The organism is Cellulomonas taurus (assembly GCF_012931845.1).
Taxonomy (GTDB): domain Bacteria; phylum Actinomycetota; class Actinomycetes; order Actinomycetales; family Cellulomonadaceae; genus Cellulomonas; species Cellulomonas taurus.
Window position 1 is genome coordinate 1,846,275 of the sequence record NZ_CP051884.1, and the last position, 25,332, is coordinate 1,871,606.

The 25,332-nt window shown below is 71.2% G+C and carries 22 protein-coding genes; 6 read left to right on the forward strand and 16 right to left on the reverse strand.

Annotated features, from left to right (window positions below; translation table 11 throughout):
* Positions 1–131: 131 nt before the first annotated feature.
* From tpiA to uvrC, 7 genes are all read right to left on the reverse strand, one after another.
* Positions 132–911, reverse strand: coding sequence for a triose-phosphate isomerase (gene tpiA, locus HGK68_RS08630; protein ID WP_206155861.1), 780 nt, complete (start codon positions 909–911; stop codon positions 132–134).
* 2 nt (positions 912–913) lie between these two features.
* Positions 914–2,101: a phosphoglycerate kinase gene (locus HGK68_RS08635; RefSeq protein ID WP_169165596.1), complete on the reverse strand. Its 1,188-nt coding sequence runs from the start codon at positions 2,099–2,101 to the stop codon at positions 914–916.
* 144 nt (positions 2,102–2,245) lie between these two features.
* Positions 2,246–3,250, reverse strand: coding sequence for a type I glyceraldehyde-3-phosphate dehydrogenase (gene gap, locus HGK68_RS08640; RefSeq protein ID WP_169165597.1), 1,005 nt, complete (start codon positions 3,248–3,250; stop codon positions 2,246–2,248).
* A 174-nt stretch (positions 3,251–3,424) separates the two neighbouring features.
* Positions 3,425–4,405: a DNA-binding protein WhiA gene (gene whiA, locus HGK68_RS08645; RefSeq protein WP_169165598.1), complete on the reverse strand. Its 981-nt coding sequence runs from the start codon at positions 4,403–4,405 to the stop codon at positions 3,425–3,427.
* A 5-nt stretch (positions 4,406–4,410) separates the two neighbouring features.
* Complete coding sequence (locus HGK68_RS08650; RefSeq protein ID WP_169165599.1) at positions 4,411–5,412, reverse strand: gluconeogenesis factor YvcK family protein; 1,002 nt, start codon at positions 5,410–5,412, stop codon at positions 4,411–4,413.
* Positions 5,409–6,353, reverse strand: coding sequence for an RNase adapter RapZ (gene rapZ, locus HGK68_RS08655; protein WP_169165600.1), 945 nt, complete (start codon positions 6,351–6,353; stop codon positions 5,409–5,411). Before rapZ ends, HGK68_RS08650 begins: the two co-directional genes overlap by 4 nt.
* A gap of 23 nt (positions 6,354–6,376) precedes the next feature.
* Positions 6,377–8,392: an excinuclease ABC subunit UvrC gene (uvrC, locus tag HGK68_RS08660; RefSeq protein WP_169165601.1), complete on the reverse strand. Its 2,016-nt coding sequence runs from the start codon at positions 8,390–8,392 to the stop codon at positions 6,377–6,379.
* A gap of 62 nt (positions 8,393–8,454) precedes the next feature.
* Between uvrC and HGK68_RS08665 the strand changes: the two genes are divergently transcribed.
* Positions 8,455–8,937, forward strand: coding sequence for an OsmC family protein (locus tag HGK68_RS08665; protein WP_169165602.1), 483 nt, complete (start codon positions 8,455–8,457; stop codon positions 8,935–8,937).
* Positions 8,938–8,986: 49 nt separating this feature from the next.
* Here HGK68_RS08665 and uvrA read toward each other — a convergent pair whose 3' ends face one another.
* A complete protein-coding gene (gene uvrA / locus HGK68_RS08670; RefSeq protein WP_206155726.1) occupies positions 8,987–11,857 on the reverse strand; it encodes an excinuclease ABC subunit UvrA in 2,871 nt (956 codons plus the stop codon).
* Positions 11,858–11,930: 73 nt separating this feature from the next.
* On the opposite strand from uvrA, the gene HGK68_RS08675 reads away from it, so the two are divergent.
* From HGK68_RS08675 to HGK68_RS08690, 4 genes are all read left to right on the forward strand, one after another.
* Positions 11,931–13,712, forward strand: a complete 1,782-nt coding sequence (locus HGK68_RS08675; RefSeq protein ID WP_169165603.1) for a glycoside hydrolase family 15 protein — start codon at positions 11,931–11,933, stop codon at positions 13,710–13,712.
* 8 nt (positions 13,713–13,720) lie between these two features.
* Positions 13,721–14,314 carry an MBL fold metallo-hydrolase gene (locus tag HGK68_RS08680; RefSeq protein ID WP_246260223.1) on the forward strand — a complete coding sequence of 198 codons (594 nt, stop codon included), beginning with the start codon at positions 13,721–13,723 and terminating at the stop codon, positions 14,312–14,314.
* 100 nt (positions 14,315–14,414) lie between these two features.
* The gene (locus HGK68_RS08685; protein ID WP_169165605.1) at positions 14,415–15,779 is read left to right on the forward strand and encodes a DUF4190 domain-containing protein; all 1,365 of its coding nucleotides are present in this window, start codon (positions 14,415–14,417) and stop codon (positions 15,777–15,779) included.
* 80 nt (positions 15,780–15,859) lie between these two features.
* The gene (locus HGK68_RS08690; RefSeq protein WP_169165606.1) at positions 15,860–16,678 is read left to right on the forward strand and encodes a DUF4190 domain-containing protein; all 819 of its coding nucleotides are present in this window, start codon (positions 15,860–15,862) and stop codon (positions 16,676–16,678) included.
* A gap of 22 nt (positions 16,679–16,700) precedes the next feature.
* On the opposite strand, the gene HGK68_RS08695 is transcribed toward HGK68_RS08690, so the two are convergent.
* Positions 16,701–17,840, reverse strand: a complete 1,140-nt coding sequence (locus HGK68_RS08695; RefSeq protein WP_169165607.1) for an acyl-CoA dehydrogenase family protein — start codon at positions 17,838–17,840, stop codon at positions 16,701–16,703.
* Between the two features lie 35 nt (positions 17,841–17,875).
* Between HGK68_RS08695 and HGK68_RS08700 the strand changes: the two genes are divergently transcribed.
* Positions 17,876–18,160 (forward strand): YciI family protein, encoded by a 285-nt coding sequence (locus HGK68_RS08700; protein ID WP_169165608.1) that lies wholly within the window; start codon positions 17,876–17,878, stop codon positions 18,158–18,160.
* A 66-nt stretch (positions 18,161–18,226) separates the two neighbouring features.
* On the opposite strand, the gene HGK68_RS08705 is transcribed toward HGK68_RS08700, so the two are convergent.
* From HGK68_RS08705 to hisF, 7 genes are all read right to left on the reverse strand, one after another.
* Entirely contained in the window at positions 18,227–19,231 is a 1,005-nt protein-coding gene (locus tag HGK68_RS08705) for a TerC/Alx family metal homeostasis membrane protein (RefSeq protein ID WP_169165609.1), read from the reverse strand.
* 9 nt (positions 19,232–19,240) lie between these two features.
* Positions 19,241–20,284, reverse strand: coding sequence for a TerC family protein (locus tag HGK68_RS08710; RefSeq protein WP_169165610.1), 1,044 nt, complete (start codon positions 20,282–20,284; stop codon positions 19,241–19,243).
* Positions 20,285–20,469: 185 nt separating this feature from the next.
* Complete coding sequence (locus tag HGK68_RS08715; RefSeq protein ID WP_169165611.1) at positions 20,470–20,913, reverse strand: VOC family protein; 444 nt, start codon at positions 20,911–20,913, stop codon at positions 20,470–20,472.
* 16 nt (positions 20,914–20,929) lie between these two features.
* On the reverse strand, positions 20,930–23,032 hold the full coding sequence (uvrB, locus tag HGK68_RS08720) for an excinuclease ABC subunit UvrB (protein ID WP_169165612.1): 2,103 nt from the start codon (positions 23,030–23,032) through the stop codon (positions 20,930–20,932).
* Between the two features lie 97 nt (positions 23,033–23,129).
* Positions 23,130–23,876, reverse strand: a complete 747-nt coding sequence (locus HGK68_RS08725) for a pyroglutamyl-peptidase I (RefSeq protein WP_246260225.1) — start codon at positions 23,874–23,876, stop codon at positions 23,130–23,132.
* Positions 23,873–24,490: a dephospho-CoA kinase gene (gene coaE / locus HGK68_RS08735; RefSeq protein ID WP_169165613.1), complete on the reverse strand. Its 618-nt coding sequence runs from the start codon at positions 24,488–24,490 to the stop codon at positions 23,873–23,875. The genes HGK68_RS08725 and coaE overlap by 4 nt, the downstream gene beginning before the upstream one ends.
* A gap of 70 nt (positions 24,491–24,560) precedes the next feature.
* Entirely contained in the window at positions 24,561–25,331 is a 771-nt protein-coding gene (gene hisF, locus HGK68_RS08740) for an imidazole glycerol phosphate synthase subunit HisF (RefSeq protein WP_169165614.1), read from the reverse strand.
* Position 25,332 lies beyond the last annotated feature (1 nt).

Genomic DNA, 25,332 nt, shown 5'->3' on the forward strand with positions numbered 1-25,332 from the left:
GCGCGCCGTCCAGGGCCAGCTCCGGAGGGTGTGGCGGCGGATCGATCAGCCGGATGACACCGTCCGGGTGAGCCCCGGTCGGTGCGGAGGACGACTCCCCCGCACCGACCGGGAACCCGATGCTGCTCGGCTCAGGCGTTGAACCGGGCGATCTTGGCGAACTCCTCGGCGTCCAGCGAGGCGCCGCCCACCAGGGCACCGTCCACGTCGGGCTTGCCGATGATCTCCGCCGCGTTGCCGGACTTCACCGAACCGCCGTAGAGCACGCGCACCGCGTCGGCGACCTCGGCGGAGTACAGCTCGGCCAGCTTCACCCGGATCGCGCCGCACACCTCCTGGGCGTCGTCGGGGGTGGCGACCTCGCCGGTGCCGATGGCCCACACGGGCTCGTACGCGATCACCACGGTGGCCGCCTGCTCCGGGGTGACCCCGGCCAGGGAGCCCTCGAGCTGCGCGAGGGTGTACTCGACGTGGGTGCCCGCCTTGCGGATCTCCAGGCCCTCACCGACGCAGACGATCGGGGTGATCCCGGCGCCGAGCGCGGCGACGGTCTTGGCGGCCACGACCGCGTCGGACTCGTTGTGGTACTCGCGACGCTCCGAGTGACCGGTCGCCACGTAGGTGACGCCCAGCTTCGCGAGCTGGTTCGCGGAGACCTCACCGGTGTAGGCACCGGAGGCGTGCTGCGACACGTCCTGCGCGCCGTAGCCGATCTCCAGCTTGTCGGCGTCCACCAGCGTCTGCACGGAGCGGATGTTGGTGAAGGACGGCAGGACGACGACCTCGGCCTGGCTGAAGTCGTGCTTGGCGTCCTTGAGGGTCCAGGCGAGCTTCTGCACCAGGTGGACGGCCTCCTGGTGATCCAGGTTCAGCTTCCAGTTGCCTGCGATCAGGGGGGTACGTGCCATCAGGATCAGTCCTCCAGAACTGCGATGCCGGGGAGGGTCTTGCCCTCGAGGAGCTCCAGCGACGCACCGCCACCGGTCGAGATGTGGCCGAAGCCGGCCTCGTCGAAGCCGAGCAGCCGGACCGCCGCGGCGGAGTCGCCGCCACCGACGATCGAGAAGCCCTCGGTGTCGACCAGGGCCTGCGCCACGGCCTTGGTGCCCTCGGCGTAGGCGGGACGCTCGAAGACGCCCATCGGGCCGTTCCAGGCGATGGTCTTCGCGCCCAGGATGGCCTCGCGGAACAGCTGGCCGGACTTCGGGCCGATGTCCAGGCCCATCTTGTCCGCCGGGATGGCGTCGACGGCGACGACCTCGAAGTCGTCCGAGCCGAACTCCGGAGCGACCAGGGTGTCGACCGGCAGCACGATCTCCACGCCGGCCTCCTCGGCCTGCGCGAGGTAGCCCTTGACGGTCTCGACCTGGTCCTGCTCGAGCAGCGAGGAGCCGACCTCGTGGCCCTGGGCCTTGAGGAAGGTGAACATCATGCCGCCGCCGATGAGCAGCTTGTCCGCCTTGGTGATCAGGTTGCCGATCACACCGAGCTTGTCCGAGACCTTGGCGCCGCCGAGCACGACGACGTAGGGCCGCTCCGGGTCCTCGACGGCCTTGCGCAGCGCCTCGACCTCGGTCAGCACCAGCAGACCGGCGGCGTGCGGCAGACGCAGCGCCACGTCGTAGACCGACGCCTGCTTGCGGTGCACGACACCGAAGCCGTCGGAGACGAACGCGTCGGCCAGCGCAGCCAGCTCGTCGGCCAGCGCACCGCGCTCCGCCTCGTCCTTGGAGGTCTCGCGCGCGTCGAACCGGATGTTCTCCAGCAGCGCGATCTGGCCGTCCTGCAGCGCGGCGACGGTGGCCTTGGCGGACTCGCCCACCACGTCATCGGCGAGGGCGACGTCCTGGCCGAGCAGCTCGCCGAGGCGGGCGGCGACCGGGGCGAGGGAGTACTTGGCGTCCGGCTCGCCCTTGGGGCGACCCAGGTGCGCGGTGACGATCACCCGGGCACCGGCGTCGAGCAGGCGCTTGAGGGTCGGCAGCGCGGCACGGATCCGGCCGTCGTCGGTGATGGTGGTGCCGTCCAGCGGGACGTTGAAGTCGGAGCGGACCAGCACGCGCTTGCCGCGCAGGTCACCCAGGTCGTCGATGGTCTTCATACTGCTTCTCCTAGCGTGCGATGGCCCGGCGCGCGGGGGCCGAGCGAGCGTGCAGTGAATGCGGCCGGACATGCCGCGTCCGCGGACACCGGGCCGTGATGACCCGGCATCCGCGGACGCATGCTGTTCGACCTCAGGGGTACGTCAGAGACGCTCGCCCACGTACTCGGTCAGCTTGACCAGCGAGGAGGAGTAGCCCCACTCGTTGTCGTACCAGGCGATGATCTTGACCTGGTCGCCCATCACCTTGGTGAGCTTGGAGTCGAAGATCGACTGGTGCGGGTCGGTCACGATGTCCGAGGACACGATCTCGTCCTCGACGTAGGACAGGGTGCCCTTCATCGGACCCTCGGCGGCGGCCTTGACCGCAGCGTTGACCTCCTCGACGGTGACCTCACGCGAAGCGGTGAAGGTCAGGTCGGTGGCGGAGCCGGTGATGGTCGGAACGCGCAGCGCGAAGCCGTCCAGCTTGCCCTTCAGCTCCGGCAGCACCAGGGCGACAGCCTTGGCAGCACCAGTGGTGGTGGGGACGATGTTCTGCGCGGCGGCGCGGGCACGACGGAGGTCGCGGTGCGGGCCGTCCTGCAGGTTCTGGTCGCCGGTGTAGGCGTGGATGGTGGTCATCAGACCACGCTCGATGCCGATCGCGTCGTTCAGCGCCTTGGCCACCGGGGCCAGGCAGTTGGTGGTGCAGGACGCGTTCGAGATGATGTGCTGCGTCGCGGCGTCGTAGTCGGTGTGGTTCACGCCGACGACGAAGGTCGCGTCCTCGTTCTTCGCCGGAGCGGAGATGATGACCTTCTTGGCACCGGCGTCGATGTGCGCCTTGGCCTTGGTCGCGTCGGTGAAGAAGCCGGTGGACTCGATGACGATGTCCGCGCCCAGCTCGCCCCACGGCAGGTTCGCCGGGTCGCGCTCCTCGAGGGCACGGATCGGCTTGCCGTCGACGATGATGTTGTTCTCGTCGTAGGAGACGCTCAGCGGGAAACGGCCCAGCACGGTGTCGTACTTGAGCAGGTGCGCCAGCGTCTTGTTGTCCGTCAGGTCGTTGACGCCGACGATCTCGATGTCGGCTCCGGACTCGACGATGGCCCGGTAGAAGTTGCGCCCAATACGGCCGAAGCCGTTGATGCCGACCTTGATGGTCACTTGCCCTCCTCGGCACGCGCCGACGCGTGTCGGCACACACTCATAGCGGTGATGGACTGCGCACGACGGTGTACGCCCGATCGGAAATCTGCTGGTCATCGTTTCTTGACCGAAACCAGACCTCCGAACGACCACAAGCCTATACCCGCGGCCAGGGTGCTGCAGGGACCGAAGTCACAGGTCCAGCAGATCGGGGCTCAGCCCCGCCTCGGTGTCCGGGATGCCCAACTCCTGCGCCCGCTTGTCGGCCGTGGCGAGCAGCCGACGGATCCGCCCGGCGACCGCGTCCTTGGTCAGCGGCGGGTCGGCGAGCTTGCCCAGCTCCTCCAGCGACGCCTCCTTGTGCGCGAGCCGCAGCTCCCCCGCCTGCCGCAGGTGTTCGGGCAGGTCGGCGCCGAGGATCTCGAACGCCCGCTCCACCCGCGCTCCGGCGGCCACGGCGGCGCGGGCCGACCGGCGCAGGTTCGCGTCGTCGAAGTTCGCCAACCGGTTCGCGGTGCCCCGGACCTCGCGGCGGACCCGGCGCTCCTCCCACACCTGGAGCGCCTCGCGGGCGCCCAGCCGGGCGAGCATCGCGGAGATCGCGTCGCCGTCCCGGATCACCACCCGGTCGATGCCCCGCACCTCGCGGGCCTTCGCCGGGATCTGCATCCGCCGGGCGGCACCCACCAGGGCGAGCGCCGCCTCCGGGCCGGGGCAGGTGACCTCCAGCGACGACGAGCGGCCGGGTTCGGTCAGCGAGCCGTGGGCCAGGAACGCGCCGCGCCACGCCGCCTCGGCCTCCGGGATGCCGGCCGCGACCACCTGGGGCGGCAGACCCCGCACCGGACGGCCGCGGTTGTCGAGCAGTCCGGTCTGCCGGGCCAGCGACTCGCCGTCCTTGACCACCCGGACCACGTACCGGTTGCCGCGCCGGATCCCGGCGCCGGAGACCACGATCAGCTCGGACTGGTGGCCGTAGACCTCGGCGATCGCCTGCCGGAGTCGACGGGCGGCGGCCGCGGTGTCCAGCTCGGCCTCGATCACGACCCGGCCGGAGATGATGTGCAGACCGCCCGCGAACCGGAGCATCGCGGCGACCTCCGACTTGCGGCACGAGGTCTTGTCCACCTGGAGACGAGCGAGTTCGTCCTTCACCTGCGCCGTCAGAGCCATGGGCGTCATCTTGCCATTCCCCGGCCGGTGCCCGGGCCGGGTTGCGTGCTTCTACGGGCGGGGTTGCCCACATCACCGAGGAAGTCCTGGACCACGTCGCTGATCGCGGCCGCCAGCCGCAGGGCGTCGTGGGTGGGGGTGCCGTCGCCGCGCCGCACCTGACGCAGCAGCAGTCGCCCGCCGAAGCCCTCGGTCCGCTCGGCCAGCTCGTCGACGTCCTCGACCGCACCCGGGTCGGCGATCACGGCATCCAGTCGCAGGTTGGGCGCGTGGTCGCGCAGGGCGTCCAGGTGCTCGCAGGGACCCATCCCCGCGGTCTCGGACTCCGGGGAGAGGTTGAGCACGACGATCCGCCGGGCGGTGGTGGTCAGCAGCGCGTCGGCGAGCTCGGGCACCAGCAGGTGCGGGATCACGGAGGTGTACCAGGAGCCCGGACCCAGGACCACCCAGTCGGCGTCCCGCACCGCCTGGACCGCTTCGGGCAGGGCCGGCGGGCGCTCGGGGGTGAGCCGCACCTGGGCGATCCGGTCGGTGGTCACCGCGACTTTGGACTGGCCGCGGACCCGTCCGGCGCTGCCGTCCGGATGCCGGACGTCGGCCTCGATCGCCAGCGGCACGGCGGCCATCGGCAGCACCCGGCCCTTGGCGTCCAGCAGCCGTCCGACCCAGTCCAGGCCGTCGACGGTGTCGCCGAGCAGCTCCCACAGCGCGACGATCAGTAGGTTGCCCACCGCGTGCTGGTCCAGGTCACCGGCGGAGGTGAAGCGGTGCTGCAGGACGTCGCGCCAGGTGCGGCCCCAGTCCGAGTCCTCGCACAGCGCCGCCAACGCCATCCGCAGATCACCGGGGGGCAGCACGTCCAGCTCGTCGCGCAGTCGACCCGAGGACCCACCGTCGTCCGCGACCGTGACCACCGCGGTGATCCGGTCGGTGAGCCGGCGCAGGGCCGAGAGCGTGGCACTCAGTCCGTGGCCGCCGCCGAGTGCGACGAAGGCCGGCGGCGTCATTCCTTACCCAGGTCCCGGGCCGCGACGGTCACCCGCTGACCACGCTGGCGCAGCCGTTCGGCGATCGCCTCGCTGATCGCCACCGACCGGTGCTTGCCACCGGTGCAGCCGACGGCGATGGTCACGTAGCGCTTCTCCTCCGCCAGGTACCCGGCGAGCACCGGTTCCAACGCGTCGACGTAACGCTCGACGAAGGTCAGCGCGCCGGGCAGGCCGAGCACGTAGTCGCGCACCGGGGCGTCGCGGCCGGACATGTGCCGCAGCTCGGTGATCCAGTACGGGTTGGCCAGGAACCGGACGTCCACCACGTGGTCGGCGTCCAGCGGCAGCCCGTACTTGAAGCCGAAGGAGGTGACGTTGATCCGCAGCTGCTCCTCCTCGGACCCGGCCACAGCCTCGCGGACCAGTCGGCCCAGCTCGTGCACATTGGTCTCGGAGGAGTCGATCAGCAGGTCGGCGCGTTCCCGGATGTCCTGCAACAGATCGCGCTCGGCGGTGATGCCGTCGGTGATCCGGCCGTCGCCCTGCAACGGGTGCGGACGGCGGACCTGCTCGTAGCGCCGGACCAGGACCTCGTCCGAGGCGTCCAGGAACAGGATCTTGTAGTCGACGCCGGACTCGCGCAGCTGGGCCAGCACCTCGAGCAGGTTCGGGAAGAACTCCCGGCCCCGGACGTCGACGATCGCCGCCAGGCGCAGGTCCGCGGACGGCGGCCCGCCGTGGGTCAGCATCCCGACCATGTGGGTCAGCATCTGGGCCGGCAGGTTGTCGACGACGTACCAGCCCATGTCCTCCAGCACCGCCCCGGCCCGGGTCCGGCCGGCACCGGACATGCCGGTGATGATGATCAGGTGGGGCTCGGTGATACGGGGGGCCGTGGTCGCCGCCTCGATCGCGGGGATGCCGTGCGGGACCGTGATCGGCGAGATCTCGTCGCTCATGGGTCCAGCATGCCAGTCGTCGGTCACGATGCCGCCGGGGGCGGTGTCACCGGTGCGGCGGCCGGGCTCGCGAGGGCCGTCACCACCGCCTCGGCCGTCTTGGGACCCATGCCGGGCACCGCGGCGATCTCCTCCGCCGTGGCGGCACGCAGTCGCTTCACCGAGCCGAAGTGCTGGAGCAGCGCCGCGGCGCGGGACGGGCCGAGACCCGGCACGTCGTCCAGCACCGAGACGGTCATCCCCTTGGACCGCTTGCGCCGGTGCGCGGTGATCGCGAACCGGTGCGCCTCGTCCCGGAGCCGCTGCAGCAGGTACAGACCCTCCGAGGAACGTTGCAGGATCACCGGGTAGTCGTCGTCCGGCACCCAGACCTCCTCGAGCCGCTTGGCGAGGCCGCACAGGGCGACGTCGTCGATGCCGAGCTCGTCCAGCGCCTTCCGGGCGGCGGCGACCTGCGGCGGGCCGCCGTCGACCACCACCAGGTTCGGCGGGTAGGCGAAGCGCTGCGGCTTGCCGGTGGTCGGGTCGACCGGTCCGCTGCGCACCTCGCCGAGGTCGGCGTCGGCCAGCGCCTCGGCGGTCTGGTCCTCCCCCAGGCCGAGTTCCAGGTCACCGGCCTTCTCGCGCTCGGCCAGGTAGCGCCGGAACCGCCGGGTGATCACCTCGTGCATCGCCTCGGTGTCGTCCCGGGCGCCGTCGCCCTCGGAACCGCGGATGGTGAACTGCCGGTACTCGCTCTTGCGGGCCAGGCCGTCCTCGAACACCACCATCGACGCGACCTGGTACGTGCCCTGGTTGTGCGAGACGTCGTAGCACTCGATCCGCAGCGGCGCCGATGCCAGGCCCAGGGCCTCCTGGATCTCCTGCAACGCCTGGGACCGGGTGGTCAGGTCACCGGCGCGGCGGGTGCGGTGCAGCGCCAGGGCGTGTTCGGCGTTCTTGAGGACGGTGGCGGCCAGTTCGCGCTTGTCACCGCGCTGCGGGATCCGGACCTGGACCCGGGAACCGCGCAGCCCGGACAGCCAGGTCTGCACCTGCTCGACGTCCGCGGGCAGGGTGGGCACCAGGACCTCGCGGGGCACGGTGCCGGTGACGCCGGGTTCGGCCTCGCCGTACACCTGTTGCAGCAGTCGCTCGACCATGTCCGCGTCGGTGACGTCCTCGACCTTCTCCACCACCCAGCCGCGCTGACCGCGGATCCGGCCGTCCCGGACGTGGAACACCTGGACCGCCGCCTCCAGCTCGTCACCGGCCAGGGCGAAGATGTCCGCGTCCGTACCGTCGGACAGCACCACGGCGTTCTTCTCCGTCGCGCGCTGCAGGGCGGCGATGTCGTCCCGCAACCGGGCTGCCCGCTCGTAGTCCTGCTCGGCGGCCGCCTCCTTCATCCGGGCGGTCAGCCGCCGGGTGAAGCGCGCGGTGTCGCCGGCCATGAAGTCGGCGAACTCCTCGGCCAGGACGTGGTGATCCTCCTGGCTGATCCGGCCGACGCAAGGGGCCGAGCACTTGTCGATATACCCGAGCAGGCACGGGCGACCCTGCTGCGCCGCGCGCTTGAACACCCCGGCCGAGCAGGTGCGCACCGGGAACACCCGCAGCAGCAGGTCGACGGTCTCCCGGATCGCCCAGGCGTGCGCGTAGGGGCCGAAGTACCGGGTTCCGGGCCGCTTGGCTCCGCGCATCACCTGCACCCGGGGGAACTTCTCCGCCAGGGTCACCGCGAGGTACGGGTAGGACTTGTCGTCCCGGTACTTCACGTTGAACCGCGGGTCGTACTCCTTGATCCAGGAGTACTCCAGCGCCAGGGACTCCACCTCGGTGCCGACCACGGTCCACTGCACCGACGAGGCGGTGGTCACCATCGCCTGGGTGCGGGGGTGCAGGCCGGCCACGTCCTGGAAGTACGAGTTCAGTCGTTGCCGCAGGCTCTTGGCCTTCCCGACGTAGATGACCCGGCCGTGCTCGTCGCGGAACCGGTACACCCCGGGCTGGTCCGGGATCTCCCCGGGCGCGGGACGGTAGGTCGCGGGATCAGCCATGGGATGAGCCTAAGCAGAGGTGGTGACATGCCGGTGCACGGGCCACCCCCTACGGTGTCGTGATGGGGCTCCTGCACAGCTATGACGTGGACGTGATCTGGACCGGTGCCGGGACGGAGGGCACCACCGGGTACACCGCCTACTCCCGGGACCACGAGATCCGGGTGGCGGGCAAGCCGGTGCTGGCCGGGTCGGCCGATGCCGCCTTCCGGGGCGATCCCGGTCGGCACACGCCGGAGGACCTGCTGGTGGCCTCGTTGTCGCAGTGCCACATGCTCTGGTTCCTGCACCTGGCCGGGGCGGACGGGTTCGTGGTGGTCGACTACCAGGACCGGGCGACCGGGACCATGCGGGTGGAGGCGGCCGGGCACGGGGCGTTCACCGATGTGGTGCTGCGCCCCCGGGTGCTGCTGCGCGGGGACGTCGGCCCGGAGGTGGACGTCCGACTGGCGGAGGTGCACGAACGGGCGCACGAACACTGCTTCATCGCGCGGTCGGTGAACTTCCCGGTGCGCATCGAGCCGGTGCCCGCCACCGCGGAGTGACGCACAGCCCGCCGGGTACCAGGGAACCGGCGGGCCGTGCGGGCGACGCTCAGGCGCTGACGGCCTCGTCGGACTGCTCGAGCACCTCGGCGAGGAACCGGCCGGTGTGGCTGGCCTCGACCGTGGCGACGTGCTCGGGGGTGCCCTGGGCGACCACGACGCCACCGCCGGAACCGCCCTCGGGGCCCATGTCGATCAGCCAGTCGGCGTTCTTGATCACGTCGAGGTTGTGCTCGATCACGATCACGCTGTTGCCCTTGTCCACCAGCGACTGCAGCACGGCCAGCAGCTTGCGGATGTCCTCGAAGTGCAGGCCGGTGGTCGGCTCGTCCAGCACGTAGACCGTGCGGCCGGTGGACCGGCGCTGCAGCTCGGTGGCCAGCTTGACCCGCTGCGCCTCGCCGCCGGACAGGGTGGTGGCGGGCTGACCCAGCCGGACGTAGCCGAGACCGACGTCCACCAGCGTCTTCAGGTGCCGGCTGATCGCGGGGACGGCGGCGAAGAACTCGGCCGCCTCCTCGATCGGCATGTCCAGCACGTCGGCGACCGTCTTGCCCTTGAAGTGGACCTCCAGGGTCTCCCGGTTGTACCGCGCGCCGTGGCAGACCTCGCAGGGCACGTAGACGTCCGGCAGGAAGTTCATCTCGATCTTCAGGGTGCCGTCACCGGAGCACGCCTCGCAGCGACCGCCCTTGACGTTGAAGGAGAAGCGTCCGGCGGTGTAGCCGCGCACCTTGGCTTCGGTGGTCTCCGCGAACAGCTTGCGGACCCGGTCCCAGACGCCGGTGTAGGTCGCCGGGTTGGAACGCGGGGTGCGACCGATCGGCGCCTGGTCGACGTGCACCACCTTGTCCAGCTGGTCCAGGCCGGTCACCCGCTTGTGTCGACCTGCCACCCGCCGCGCGTGGTTCAGCTCGTTCGCCATCACGGTGTACAGGATCGAGTTCACCAGGGTCGACTTGCCGGAGCCGGAGACACCGGTCACCGCGGTGAACACACCGAGCGGGAAGCTGACGTCGATGTTGCGGAGGTTGTTCTCCTTGGCACCGAGCACCTTGACCTGACGCTTGGTGTCGATCTTGCGGCGCTGGGCCGGCATCGGGATGGAACGACGGCCGGACAGGTAGGCGCCGGTCACCGACTCCGGGGCGGCGAGCAGACCGGCGTAGTCGCCGGAGTGGATCACCCGGCCGCCGTGCTCCCCCGCGCCCGGGCCGACGTCGACGATCCAGTCGGCGGCCCGGATGGTGTCCTCGTCGTGCTCGACCACGATCAGGGTGTTCCCCAGGTCGCGCAGCCGGGTGAGGGTGTCGATCAGGCGGCGGTTGTCCCGCTGGTGCAGGCCGATCGACGGCTCGTCCAGCACGTAGAGCACGCCGACCAGGCCGGAGCCGATCTGGGTGGCGAGCCGGATCCGCTGCGCCTCACCGCCGGAGAGCGTGCCCGCCGGGCGGGACAGGCTGAGGTAGTCGAGTCCGACGTCCAGCAGGAAGCCGAGTCGGGCGTCGATCTCCTTCATCACCTGCGCGGCGATCTGTGCCTGGCGCACCCCGAGCTGCAGCGCGGTGAGGAACTCGCGCGCCTCCCCCACCGGCAGGTTGGTCACCTCGGCGATGGACTTGCCACCCACCTTGACCGCGAGCACCTCGGGCTTGAGCCGGGCACCCTGACACACCGGGCAGGGCACCTCCCGCATGTACGCCTCGTACTTCTCCTTCGACCACTCGGAGTCGGTCTCCTCGTGCCGCCGGTGCAGGAAGGTGATGACCCCCTCGAAGCCGGTGGAGTACTGCCGCTCGCGGCCCCAGCGGTTCCGGTACTTGACGTGCACCTCGTGGTCCTTGCCGTGCAGCACGGCGTCCTTCGCCCGCTGCGGCAGGGCCCGCCAGGGCTGGTCCATCGAGAAACCGAGGTCGTCGGCCAGGGCGCCGAGCACCCGCTGGAAGTAGTCGGCCGAGCCGAGGGTCCACGGGGCGACCGCGCCCTCGGCCAGGGACAGGTCCTCGTCCGGGATGACCAGCTCGGGGTCCACCTCCAGGCGGGAGCCGATGCCGGTGCACTCCGGGCAGGCGCCGTAGGGCGCGTTGAAGGAGAAGGTGCGCGGCTCGATCTCGTCCAGGGACAGCGGGTGGTCGTTCGGGCAGGCGCGCTTCTCCGAGAACCGGCGGAACCGGTCCGGGTCGTCGGCGTCCGCGTCGACCAGCTCGATCACCAGCAGGCCCTCGGCCAGGCCGAGCGCGGTCTCCACCGAGTCGGTGAGTCGGCGCTGCACGCCCTCCCGGGAGACCAGGCGGTCCACGACCACCTCGATGTCGTGCTTGAGCTTCTTCTCCAGTGTCGGCGGCGCGGAGAGCTGGGCGACCTCCCCGTCGACCCGCACCCGGGCGAAGCCCTTGGCCTGCAGCTCGGTGAACAGGTCGGCGTATTCGCCCTTGCGCCCGCGCACCACCGGCGCGAGCACCTGGTACCGGGTGCCCTCGGGCAGTTCGAGCAGGCGGTCGACGATCTGCTGCGGGGTCTGGGCGGTCACCCGCTCCCCGCAAACCGGGCAGTGCTGGGTGCCCGCCCGGGCGAACAGCAACCGCAGATAGTCGTAGACCTCGGTGATGGTGCCCACCGTCGACCGCGGGTTGCGGTTGGTGGACTTCTGGTCGATCGACACCGCCGGGGACAGGCCCTCGATGAAGTCGACGTCCGGCTTGTCCATCTGCCCGAGGAACTGGCGCGCGTAGGCGGACAGCGACTCGACGTACCGGCGTTGGCCCTCCGCGAAGATGGTGTCGAAGGCCAGCGACGACTTCCCGGACCCGGACAGGCCGGTGAAGACCACCAGCTTGTCGCGCGGGAGGTCCAGGTCGACGTTGCGGAGGTTGTGCTCTCTGGCCCCCTGGACCACCAGTCGATCATTCACGTCCAGCATCGTAAGGCGACCCACTGACACTCGCACACCCGTTCGAACGGTGTGACCGGTCACGTCGGTGCACCATGGCGGCATGACGTTCACTCCCATCGGCGACTACGCGGTGCTCGGCGACGGCAGGACGGCGGCCCTGCTGTCCCGCACCGGATCGATCGACTGGTGGTGTCCGCCGCGCTTCGACGCCGCCGCGTGCTTCGCCGCCCTGCTCGGTGACCAGGAGCACGGACGGTGGCTGCTGACCGCACCCGAGGCAACCGAGATCACCCGGGCCTGGCGCGGGGACTCCTTCGTGCTCGACACCACGGTGCGGACCCCCACCGGCACCGCGGTGCTGACCGACGCGCTGCCGACCCGCGAGCACGGCGCGGAGATCGTGCGGCGGGTCCGGGTGATCGAGGGCGCGGTCCGGCTCCGGCACGAGTGGGTGGTCAGGTTCGGCTACGGCGCGGTCCAGCCCTGGGTGCACCGGGTGCCGGGGGCGATCCAGGCGGTGGCCGGGCCGGACCGGTTGCTGCTGCGGGGCGACCGGCTGCCGGTGGCGGACGCCGAACGTCACGTGCACCAGGACGACTTCACGCTGGACGCCGGGGAGCAGGCCCAGTGGTCGCTGCTGTGGACGCCCTCCTGGGAGCCGGCGCCCCGGCCCACCGACGAGGCCACCGCCCTGGACGACGCCGTCGACGGCTGGGGTCGCTGGGCACGGCGCAGCCACTACCGGGGGTCGTACCGGGAAGAGGTGGTGCGTTCGCTGCTGGTGCTGCGGCTGCTCACCCATCGGGACACCGGCGGGATCGTCGCGGCGGCCACCACCTCGCTGCCGGAGGACCCGGGCGGCGAACGCAACTGGGACTACCGGTTCTGCTGGCTGCGGGACGCGGCGATGACCTTGCAGGCACTGCTGGAACACGGCTACCGCGAGGAGGCGCAGGCCTGGCGGCAGTGGCTGCTCCGTGCGGTGGCCGGGGACCCGGCGGACCTGCAGATCGTCTACGGCATCGACGGTCGCCGTGACCTGGCCGAGCACGAGCTCGACCACCTGCCGGGCTACGCCGGGTCGCGCCCGGTCCGGGTCGGTAACGCCGCGGTGGGTCAGGTGCAGAACGACGTCCTCGGCGAGGTGATGTGCGCCCTGGACCTCGCGCGGCAGTGCGGGATCGCCGAGAGCACCGACTCGTGGTCGCTGCAGTCGCACCTGGTCGAGGCGCTGATCGGCACGTGGCGCGAGCCGGACCGGGGCATCTGGGAGGTGCGGGGCGCTCCGCGCCGGTTCACCCATTCCGCCGTGATGGCCTGGGCGGCGCTCGACCGGGCGGTGCACGCGGTCACCGAGCACGGGCTGCCCGGGCCGGTCGAGCGCTGGGCACGGGTGCGGGACGAGATCCGGGCCGAGGTCCTCGACTGGGGGTGGGACGAGGACCTGGGCAGCTTCGTGCAGTCGGCCGGGGTCCGGCACACCGACGCCGCCCTGTTGCAGCTGTCCCAGGTGGGGTTCCTCCCGGCCGACGATCCGCGGATGATCGGCACCGTACGGGCCGTCCGCGCCGAGCTGGAGATCGCGCCGGGCCTGCTGCTGCGCTACCGGACCGACCGTGCCGACGACGGGCTCGCGGGCACCGAGCACCCCTTCCTGGCGTGCTCGGGGTGGTTGGCGGACGCGTTGGCCCGACAGGGTGACGTCGCGGGGGCCGAACAGGTGCTGCGCACCCTGACCGGCATCGCCACCGACCTCGGGCTGCTGGCCGAGGAGTACGACCCGGAGGGCGGCCGGATGATCGGCAACCTGCCGCAGGCACTGTCCCACCTGGCGTTCGTCCGGGCGGTCCACCAGCACGACCGGGCCGAGGCGCGGCGATGATCGCCTCGGTGGCCGTGGCGCCCATGGACAACAACATCTACCTGATCCAGTGCACGGCGACCGGCGCCGGACTGTTGGTGGACGCCGCGGCGGAGGCTGATCGGGTGCTCGCACTGCTGGGGGCGACCGAGCCGGTGGGGGTGGTGACCACGCATCGGCACGGCGACCACCTGGGTGCGTTGGCCGAGGTGCTGACGGCGACCGGCGTCGGTTCGTGGGCCGGGGCACCGGATGCGGCGGCCGTCGCCGCGGCGGCCGGGGTTCCGCTCCCCCGCCCGCTGTCCGACGGGGACCGCCTCACGGTGGGTGCGCTCACGATCTCCGTGATCGCCCTGCGTGGGCACACCCCCGGGTCGATCGCCCTGGCCTGGACCGATCCGGACGACGGGCTGACCCATCTGGTCACCGGTGACTCGCTGTTCCCCGGCGGACCAGGCAGGACCCGGACACCGGAGGACTTCCGCACGCTGATGACCGACCTGGAGCAGCGGGTGTTCGCCCGGTTCGACGACGCCACCGTGGTGCATCCCGGTCACGGGCTGCCGACCACCCTCGGCGCCGAACGGGGGTCGCTGCCCGACTGGTGGGCGCGCGGCTGGTGAGCCGACCACGATCGGGTGATCGTCTCGGATGGTGTCCGATTCGCCTGTTCTGCCATAGTGTCCGCGGTTTCAGTCCCGCCGTGCCCGAGGAGAACAGCCCATGTCGACCGACGACGACAGCACCCGTCCGGAGGGCTCGTCGCAGCCAGCACCGGAGCACGAGTGGCCGACCAGCGACACCGGCGAGTCGTCGGGCACCGCCGACTCGGGCTCCGACCAGGCGAGCACCGACCAGTTCACCCGGTGGAGCCAGCCGAGTGCCGCGCCGGAGACCGCCGCCTACGGAACCCCGGGCTACGGCGCGCAGCCCAGCGGTGAGCAGACGGCCGCGTACGGGACCCCGGCCTACGGCGCCCCGCAGTCCGGCGTCGACCAGACCGCCGCCTACGGCACACCGGCGGCGCAGGCCTCGGGTGACGGCTCCGGCAGCGGTGAGACCCCGAGCTACGGCGAGCCCGCCGGCGAGGCTCCGAGCGCGCCGTCCTACGGTCAGCCCGCCGGCGACGCCCCCAGTGCACCCTCCTACGGTCAGCCCACCGGATACGGCCAGGCAGCGTCGTCCAGCCAGTCCGCGGCGGGTCAGGCTCCCTACGGCCAGGCACCGACCACCGGTGAGACCTCGTCCACCGGCTATGGCGCACCGGCCTACGGCCAGCAGCCCTACGGTGCGGCGCCGCAGGGGTACGGCTCCCCGCAGCAGGGTTACGGCCAGCCCGGTGCTCAGCAGCCCGGCTACGGCCAGCCCGGCAGCCAGGGTTACGGCCAGCCCGGGTACCCGGCACCCGGCGCACCCGGTGGCAGCTACCCCGGCTACGCCCCCTACCCGGGCCCCGGGTCGAGCTCGCGCTGGGACGGCCCCTCGATCGCCTCGCTGGTCACCGCCGTGCTCGGCATCGGTCCGGCCGCTGTGGTGCTCGGCATCATCGGCCTGCGCCGCACCAAGAAGAACGCCACCCAGGGCAAGTGGATGGCCATCGTCGGTCTGATCTACGGCGGGCTGCAGACCCTGCTGTACCTGACCCTGGCGATCGCGATCCCGCTGGCGATCAACCACGAGAACGCCCAGGAGCGCGCCGAGCTCGACCGCCTGTACAACAACTGCGCCGACGGCTCGATGTCCGCCTGCGACGACCTGTACTGGGAGGCCGACATCAACTCGCCGGAGGAGGAGTTCGCCTCCACCTGTGGCGGCACCACCACCGACTCCGGCGGTGTCTGCGAGCTGCAGAGCATCGGCCCGGACGACGACACCGGCACCACCGACTCCAGCGCCATCGACCCGGACGCCCAGTCGTACGGCGACGACCCGACCCTGGACGCCTACTGGGACGCCTGCGAGGCCGGCGACCCGGACGCCTGCGACAACCTGTCCTGGGAGTCGCCCTGGGACTCGGAGTACGAGCAGTTCGGCATCACCTGCGGCAACCGCGCCGAGGAGTACGCGTACTGCGCCGACGAGATGTGACCTGCGACGACGGGCCGGTGAACAGGACCGGCCCGTCGTCGCACCGGTAGAGTCGCCGCGCACCCGTCCCGAGGAGTTCGATGTCCGGCTACCCCGCCCCGGCGCCGATGATGGCCTTCCCGCCCCCGGTGCGCGCGCCCCGGGACGGTCGCGGCACCGCCGCCCTGATCACCGGCCTGGTCGGACTCGGGCCGCTGCCGATCGCGCTGGGTGTCTCCGCGATCCGGCACCGGCGCCGCAGCTACGGCCTCGGCTCCGGGATGGGCCTGACCGGCATCATCCTGGGCAGTCTGCAGGTCGGCCTCTACGTGCTGATCGGGCTGGTCCTGCTCGGCACCACCGCGTCGGGCAACACCGAGCGCGCGGAGCTGCGGGCGGCGTGCGCGGACGGCGACCTGCAGTCCTGCGACGACCTGTACCTCGCCGCGCCGCGCTACTCCGACGACGAGGCATTCGGGTCCAGTTGCGCCGGGCGGCAGGCGGTGAACGCCGGCGGGTACTGCACCGACCTCGGGACCGGGAACGTGATCCCGCTCGGGTACGGCGACGACAGCACGCTGGACGGACTTTGGGACGCCTGCAACGCGGGTGATCTCACCTCCTGTGACGACCTGTACGCCCTGTCGCCGAGCAGCAGCGCCTACCTCGACTTCGGGGCGAGCTGCGGCAACCGTGGCAACGACGCGCGCTGGTGCGTGAACGACCCGGGTGACGACGCCCGGATGGACGGTCTGTACCAGGCGTGCGCCGCCGGGGACTGGACGTCCTGCGACGATCTGTACGAGGCGGCCCGACCGGGCAGCGGGTACCAGGCGTTCGCGGACACCTGCGGTAACCGGATCGAGCCCGGCGGCCAGTTGTGGTGCGAACAGGTGCCGGGGCTGGACCCGAACGTCTGACGCGGTCGGATGGGGCGAACGCTCAGGCCGGACCGAGCAGGGCGGTGGCGACCGTCGCGTGCGCCGACTCGTCGTCCGAGGGGTGGAACATCCCGGCCAGCACGTCCCGGTACAGCCGCCCGAGCTCGTTCCCGGCGAAGTAGCTGCCGCCGCCGCTGACCCGGATCGCCCGGTCGACCACCTCGCGGGCGGTCTCGGTGGCCCGCACCTTCAGCCCGACCACCTGCGCGAACCACAGCGCACCGTGCTCGACGCCCTGATCGACGTCGCGGGCCAGCGACCAGACCTGCGGCTCGATGCCGTGCTGGAGGATCCCGGCGTCCGCCACCCGCCAGCGGATGTCCGGGTCGGTGGCGTAGCTGGCGCCACCGCGCTTCATCGACGTGCGCCGGTGCGCGGCGGCGATGCCCAGCTCCAACGCGCGGCGGCCGATGCCGGTGTACACGGCCGCGAGCAGGATCTCGAACACCTGGAACAGGCGGAGCAGGTACGGGTCGGCGCTCGGGCCGACCGGCAGGGTGCGCACCAGACGTTCGGGCTTGGCCAGGGCGCCGTCCAGCACGGTGGTGCAGCTCTGGGTGGCGCGCATGCCGAGGGTGTCCCAGTCGTCCTTGCTGCTGGTGCCACCGTCCTCGCGGGCGACCACGCCGTGCACCAGCACCGGGTTCGTCGGGTCGGAGTCATCGCGGCCGAAGGTCGCCAGTCGGGTCCAGGCGGGCGAGAGCGAGGTGAAGATCTTGGTCCCGGTGAACCGGTAGCCGCCGTCCGGTTGCCGCTCGGCGCGGGTCCGGGAGTCGAACATCACCAGGTCGTTGCCGCCCTCGGAGTTCCCGAAGGCGAAGACCTCCCCCGCCGCCGCGTCCTCCAGGACGAAGCGCAGCGAGTCGTCGCCGGAGCGGTGCAGCAGGGCAGCGATCCCGGTGACCACCAGGTGCATGTTCACCGACAGCGCGGTCGCCGGGGCAGCGCCCGCCAGTCGAGCCTGTTCCCGGGCCACCTCCTCCAGGCTCAGGTCGGCCCCACCGAGCGACGCCGGGACGAAGGCAGTCAGGTAGCCGGCCGCCCGCAGGTCCTTCAGGTCGTCGTGCGGGAAGGTGTTCTCCCGGTCGTGGACGGCCGCCCGGGCGGCGATGTCGGCCAGCAGCTGCTCGGTGAGGATCATGTCGTCCAGACTGCCACCGCGGGTAGCGTGACGCCATGAGCCTCTACGCCGTGCAGTACCGCTACGACCAGCGCACCGACCTCCAGGACGAGGTCCGCCCCACCCACCGCGCCTACCTGCAGCAGGTCGCCGAACGCGGGCAGCTGCACGGCTCCGGCCCGTACACCGACGGGGAGCCGGGGGCGCTGCTGGTGTTCGACGCTCCGGACCGGGCGGCACTGGACGCCCTGCTGGCCGATGACCCCTTCGCCCGGGCCGGGGTGATCGCCGAGACGACCGTGCGGGAGTGGAAGCTCGTGATCGGCCCCTGGGCGGGCTGAGACCGACCCCGTCGAGAGGCGACGCGGACCTGACGCCGATCCCGGAAAGGCGCCGCACCGGGCGTGTCAGCTGTCGACAGCTGCCCGTCGCTCGTCCCGCCGGGCGGCCGCCACGCTGGTCAGCGCGGTCACGCCGAGGATCAGCACGATCACGACCAGGGAGACCCAGGTCGGCGGCTCCGGTGCCCAGGAGACCTCCTGGCCCCCGTTGATGAACGGCAGCGTGTTCTCGGCCAGCGCCTGCAGCACCAGCTTCACGCCGATGAAGCCGAGCAGCACACCGAGGCCGATGTTCAGGTAGCGGAGTCGGGTCAGAAGTCCACCGAGCAGGAAGTACAGCTGGCGCAGCCCCATCAGCGCGAAGACGTTCGCCATCAGGACCAGGTACGGCTCGCGGGTCACGCCGAAGACCGCGGGGATCGAGTCGAAGGCGAACAGCAGGTCGGTGGCGCCGATCGCGATCAGCACCAGCAGCATCGGGGTGATCACCCGGCGACCGTTCTCCCGCGCGGTCAGGTGCACGCCCTCGAACCGGTCGCTGGTCGGCAGCACGCGCTGCACGATCCGGACCAGCGCGGGCGGCGTGTAGTCGTCGTCCTCCCCTGCCTCGTCGCCGACGCCCTCCCGGGCGACCTTGATCGCGGTCCAAACCAGGAACAGGCCGAAGAGGTAGAACACCCAGGAGAAGTGCGCGATCACCGTGGCACCGAGGGCGATGAAGATCCCCCGGAACACCAGCGCCAGGATGATCCCGACCAGGAGGGCGGTCTGCTGGTACTGCCGTGGCACGGCGAACCGGGTCATGATCAGCAGGAAGACGAACAGGTTGTCGACGCTCAGCGAGTACTCGGTCAGCCAGCCCGCGACGAACTCGCCCGCCGGTGCCGTCCCCCAGGTCAGGGCGACGACACCGGCGAAGACCAACGCCAATCCGATGTAGACCCCCAGGTACCGCAGGCACTCGGCGGTGCTCGGGACGTGCGGTCGTCGGCCGACCACCGCCACGTCCACGACCAGGATCGCCAGTGCTGCGCCGATCGAGACGAGCCAGACCAGGGGGGAGACATCCATGCGGGTGGGTCAGCTCTCCTTGGCGACGGGGGTGGTGTCCTCGGACACGGTAGCGACCTCGGCGTCCCGGCCGTCGCGACGGGTCTTGATCAGCGAGGCGATGGTGGCGACGGTCAAGGTGCCGAGGATCACCAGCAGCGAGACCACCGTGGGGATCTCCGGCGCCCACTCGAAGTGCTCGCCGCCGTTGATGAAGCTCAGCTCGTTGGTGTGCATGGCGTGCAGCACCAGCTTCACGCCGATGAAGCCGAGGATGAACGCCAGCCCCTGGGACAGGTAGACCAGACGCTCCAGCAGACCACCGAGCAGGAAGTACAGCTGGCGCAGGCCCAGCAGGGCGAAGGCGTTCGCGGTGAAGACGATGTACGGCTCCTGGGTGATGCCGTAGATCGCCGGGATCGAGTCCAGCGCGAAGATCACGTCGGTGGAGCCGATGGCCGCCATCACCAGCAGCATCGGGGTGATGAACCGCTTGCCGTCGATCCGGGTGGTGAGCCGGTCGCCGTGGTACTCGTCGACGGTGGGCAGCACGCGCTTGAGCAGCCGGACCGTCAGGCCGTCCTTGCGTTCGCTCGCATGATCGACCTCACCGGGCTCGTGCTTCTCCCGGGCCAGGTTGATGCCGGTGTACACCAGGTACGCGCCGAAGATGTAGAACACCCAGGACCACTGCTCGATGGCGGCGGCACCGACCAGGATGAACACGGTGCGCAGGACCAGCGCGATCGCCACGCCGACCAGCAGCACCTTCTGCTGGTACTCCCGGGGCACCGCGAACTTGGTCATGATGATCAGGAAGATGAACAGGTTGTCCACCGAGAGCGCCTTCTCCGTGACGTACCCGGTGAAGTACTCGGTGCCGTGTCCCCAGCCCCACACCGCGCCCAGGCCGACGCCGAAGACCACGGCGAGGCCGATGTAGACCGCCGACCAGATCGCCGATTCCTTGAAGGTCGGTGCGTGCGGGGTCCGCACATGCGCGTAGAAGTCGAAGATGACGAGGCCGAGCACAGCGGCGCCCGTGACCAGCCAGACCCACAGGTCAACTGACATGGATGTTTCCTCCGGTACAGGGGTTGACGAAGTACCGGAGGTCTCTCCCTACCCTGACGGGCCGGTGACCCCGGGCCGACGACGCAGTCGACCGTGATGACGGGGGCACCGTGACGGGATACTCCCCTCCACAGCGCGCTCAGCCTAGGCCATCAGTCCTAGAACGACGAGCTGACCTGCGCGTGTCATGTGACACAGAATTCGTTGCCCTCGGGATCGGCGAGCACCACCCAGGCGCCCTCCCGCTCGTCGTCCACCTCGGTCAGCACGGTGGCGCCGGCCTCGACCAGGGTGGCCGCGTGCTCGCGGGCGGCGGCGAGCTTGGCGGCCCGGTCGCTCGGTGCGATGCCGCGCTCGGCGGAGAACCGCACGTCCAGGTGCAGCCGGTTCTTGACCGTCTTGGCCTCGGGCACCTTCTGGAAGAAGATCCGCGGCCCGCGACCGGCGGGGTCGACGATCGCGTAGGCGGGGTCACGGTCGCCGTCCGGGCCGATCCCCCAGGCGTCCATCGCCTCGTCCCAGGAGCCGAAGGGCGGTCGCGGCGGTTCCTCCACGTAGCCGAGGGCGGTGATCCAGAACGCGCCGAGCGCGCGCGGGCCGTGGCAGTCGATCACGATCTGGACGTCCATCACGCGCTCCCTCGAGTCAGGCGGTCGCCGCCGTCATCTGTCGCAGTTCCTTCTTCAGGCCGGAGATCTCGTCCCGGAGCCGGGCGGCCAGCTCGAACTGCAGCTCCGCGGCGGCCGCGTGCATCTGGTCCGAGAGCTCCTGGATCAGATCGCCCAGCTCACCGGCGGCGGCACCGGCGAGCTTGGCCCGCTCGGTGGTCGGCGCCTTGGAGCCGAGGCCCGGGACCGGTGCCTTGCCCCGCGACGACTGCCGCCCGGCGCCACCGAGCAGCTCGGCGGTGTCGGCGTCCTCCCGGGCCAGCAGGTCGGTGATGTCGCCGATCCGCTTGCGCAGCGGCTGCGGGTCGATGCCGTGCTCGGTGTTGTAGGCGATCTGGATCTCGCGGCGGCGGTTGGTCTCCTCGATGGCCTTGGCCATTCCGGCGGTGACCTTGTCCGCGTACATGTGCACCTGGCCGGAGACGTTACGGGCGGCACGGCCGATGGTCTGGATCAGCGAGGTGTCCGAACGCAGGAAGCCCTCCTTGTCGGCGTCCAGGATCGCGACCAGGGACACCTCCGGCAGGTCGAGGCCCTCGCGCAGCAGGTTGATGCCGACCAGGACGTCGTACTCGCCCATCCGCAGTTCCCGCAGCAGTTCGACCCGGCGCAGGGTGTCCACCTCGGAGTGCAGGTAGCGGACCCGGACACCCTTCTCCAGGAAGTAGTCGGTGAGGTCCTCCGCCATCTTCTTGGTCAGGGTGGTGACCAGCACGCGCTCGTCCTTCTCCACCCGGGTGCGGATCTCCTCCAGCAGGTCGTCGATCTGGCCCTGGGTGGGCTTGACCACCACCTCCGGGTCGATCAGGCCGGTGGGTCGGATGATCTGCTGCACCACACCGTCGGACTGGGACAGCTCGTAGTTGCCCGGCGTGGCCGACAGGTACACGGTCTGGCCGATCCGGTCGACGAACTCCTCCCAGCGCAGCGGCCGGTTGTCGGTGGCGGAGGGCAGGCGGAAGCCGTAGTCGACCAGGTTCCGCTTGCGGGACATGTCGCCCTCGTACATCGCACCGATCTGCGGCACGGTCACGTGCGACTCGTCGATCACCAGGAGGAAGTCCTCCGGGAAGTAGTCCAGCAGCGTGTTGGGCGCGGTGCCCGCCGCGCGGCCGTCGATGTGCCGGGAGTAGTTCTCGATCCCGGAGCAGCTGCCGATCTGGCGCATCATCTCGATGTCGTAGGTGGTGCGCATGCGCAGCCGCTGGGCCTCCAGCAGCTTGTTCTGCCGCTCCAGCTCGGCCAGGCGCTCCTCCAGCTCCAGCTCGATCCCGGCGATGGCGCGCTCCATCCGCTCCGGGCCGGCGACGTAGTGCGTGGCCGGGAAGACGTGCACCTGGGTCTCGTTGCGGACCACGTCACCGGTCAGCGGGTGCAGGGTCTGGATCGCCTCGATCTCGTCCCCGAAGAACTCGATCCGGATCGCCAGCTCCTCGTACACCGGGATGATCTCGACCGTGTCGCCCCGCACCCGGAAGGTGCCGCGGGTGAAGGCCATGTCGTTCCGGCTGTACTGCTGGGTCACGAAGTCGCGGAGCAGCTGGTCGCGGTCGATCACGTCGCCGACGCTCAGCGTGATCATCCGGTCGACGTACTCCTGCGGGGTGCCCAGACCGTAGATGCAGGACACTGACGCCACTACGACCACGTCGCGCCGGGTCAGCAGCGAGGAGGTGGCCGAGTGCCGGAGCCGCTCGACCTCGTCGTTGATCGACGAGTCCTTCTCGATGTAGGTGTCCGTCTGCGCGATGTACGCCTCGGGCTGGTAGTAGTCGTAGTACGAGACGAAGTACTCGACGGCGTTGTTGGGCAGCAGCTCGCGGAACTCGTTCGCCAACTGCGCGGCCAGGGTCTTGTTCGGCGCCATCACCAGGGTGGGGCGCTGCAGCTTCTCGATCAGCCAGGCCGTGGTGGCCGACTTACCGGTTCCGGTGGCGCCCAGCAGGACGACGTCCTTCTCCCCCGCGGTGATCCGCTCGGCCAGCTCCGCGATCGCGGTCGGCTGGTCACCGGAGGGGGTGTACTCGGACACCACCTCGAACGGGGCGACGGTGCGCTGGAGATCGGTGACGGGACGCATGGGTAGACCCTACGTCCGGGGTCTGACACCGGCGCTGGCAGCCCAGTCCACGACGGGTCAGTGCTACTCAGCGCTGGTCAGCGCCAGTCACTGCCGATCAGTGCTCCGCGCCCGCGGCGACCACCGCGTCGTCGGCGGTGCTCAACGCCGCGCCCAGGATCGCCGCGAGTGCCCGAGCCGCGTCCCTCGCCGCCATCGCGGGCGCACCCGCCGGCATCTGCTCCGGCAGCCGCGGCACATGCACGAACCCGCCCCGCACCCCCAGGTCGCCCACCGTGTAGGCGATCGTGTTGCAGACGTAGGTGCCCGCGGTGTTCGACACCTCCACCGGCACGCCGGTCGCCCGGGCCGCCAGCAGCGCCGCCTTGATCGGCAGCGTGGCGAAGTGGGCCGCCGGGCCGTGCGCGACCACCGGGACGTCGACCGGCTGGGCGCCGTCCTCGTCCGGGATGCGGGCGTCCTGGACATTGATGCCCACGCGTTCGATGGACACCCGGGCGCGTCCGCCCGCCTCGCCCACGCAGAGCACCAGGTCGGGGCGGTGCTCCGCGATCAGTTCGGCGAGGCGGCGGGGTGCCCGGGCGAAGGACACCGGGAGCATGCGGGCGATCAACCTCGGGGCGGGTGCGATCTCGCCCGAGCCGCTCTCCGGGGCGTCGTGGCAGCGCTCGTCGGCCACCGGTCCAGCCTCCCCGGCTGCATCACCCGGCTCCGCGGCGGGCAGGTGGTCCGCCACGTCCGACGGCCCCGCCCACAGGGCGGCCACCTCGCGCACCGCCGCCCAGGACGCGTTCACCGGCTGGCCGTCGAAGGGTTCGAAGCCGGTCAGGAGCACCGTGGTCATCCGCGCTCGGCCTCCCGCTCGGCGGCGATCCGCTGCCACAGCTCGTCGACCTGCGCACGCAGGTCCTCCGGGCTGCCAGTGCCGTCCAGCACCAGGTCCGCGGCGGCGACCCGCACGTCGTCGGACACCTGGGCGGCGATCCGGGCGCGGGCGTCGGCCTCGGACAGTCCGCGCCCGTCGACCAGGCGGCGCACCCGCAGCTCGACGTCCGCGACGATGGCGATCACCAGGTGGAACGAGTCGTCCCGGCCGGACTCGGCCAGCAGCGGGATGTCGTGCACGATCACCGCGTCCGGGTCGGCGGCGGCCGCTGCCGCCTCCCGCTCCGCCGCCAGTCGGCGCACGACCGGGTGCACGATGTGGTTGAGCGTCGTCCGCGCCGCGTCGTCGCCGAAGACGATGCTGCCGAGCGCCGGGCGGTCCAGCGCACCGTCGGTGGTCAGCACCTGCGGGCCGAAGGCGGCGGCGACGGCATCGAGGCCGGCGGAGCCCGGCGCGACCGCCTCGCGGGAGAGCAGGTCGTAGTCGATCACCACCGCACCCAGTCCGGCGAAGTGGGCCGCGGCGACCGACTTGCCGGCCGCGATACCCCCGGTCAGTCCGATGCGTTGCATCCGCCCATCCTGCCCCGGTGAGCGTCCGGCGCGCAGCCGCGGCCGGATGCGCCGAGCCGCCCCCCCGGCGTCAGCGGACCGCGAAACCCCGCGAGCGGAGGTGGTCCTTGACCTCGGTGATGCTGAGCGTGCCGAAGTGGAAGACGCTGGCGGCGAGCACCGCGTCCGCCCCGGCCTCGGCTGCCTGCGCGAAGTGCTCGACGGTCCCGGCGCCGCCGGAGGCGATCAGCGGGATGCGCACCTCGCGGCGCACGGCGCGGAGCATCTCCAGGTCGAAGCCGTCGGTGGTGCCGTCGGCGTCCATCGAGTTCAGCAGGATCTCCCCCGCGCCGAGCTCCGCCGCGCGGGCGGCCCACGCCACCGCGTCGATGCCGGTGCCCCGGCGACCGCCGTGCGTGGTGACCTCGTAGCCGGAGTCGGTGGCGGCGCCGTCCCGGACCCGGCGGGCGTCCACGGACAGCACCAGCACCTGGGAGCCGAAGCGCTCGGCGATCTCCCCGATCAGTTCCGGCCGGGCGATGGCGGCGGTGTTCACTCCGACCTTGTCGGCACCGGCGCGCAGCAGCTTGTCGACGTCCTCGGGCGAACGCACGCCGCCCCCGACGGTCAGCGGGACGAAGACCTGTTCGGCGGTGCGCCGCACCACGTCGTAGGTGGTCTCCCGGTCCGAGGACGAGGCCGACACGTCGAGGAAGGTGACCTCGTCGGCACCGCTGCGGTCGTAGGTCGCCGCGAGCTCCACCGGATCACCGGCGTTCCGCAGGTTCTCGAAGTTGACGCCCTTGACCACGCGGCCGGCGTCGACGTCCAGGCACGGGATCACCCGCAGTGCGACGGACACG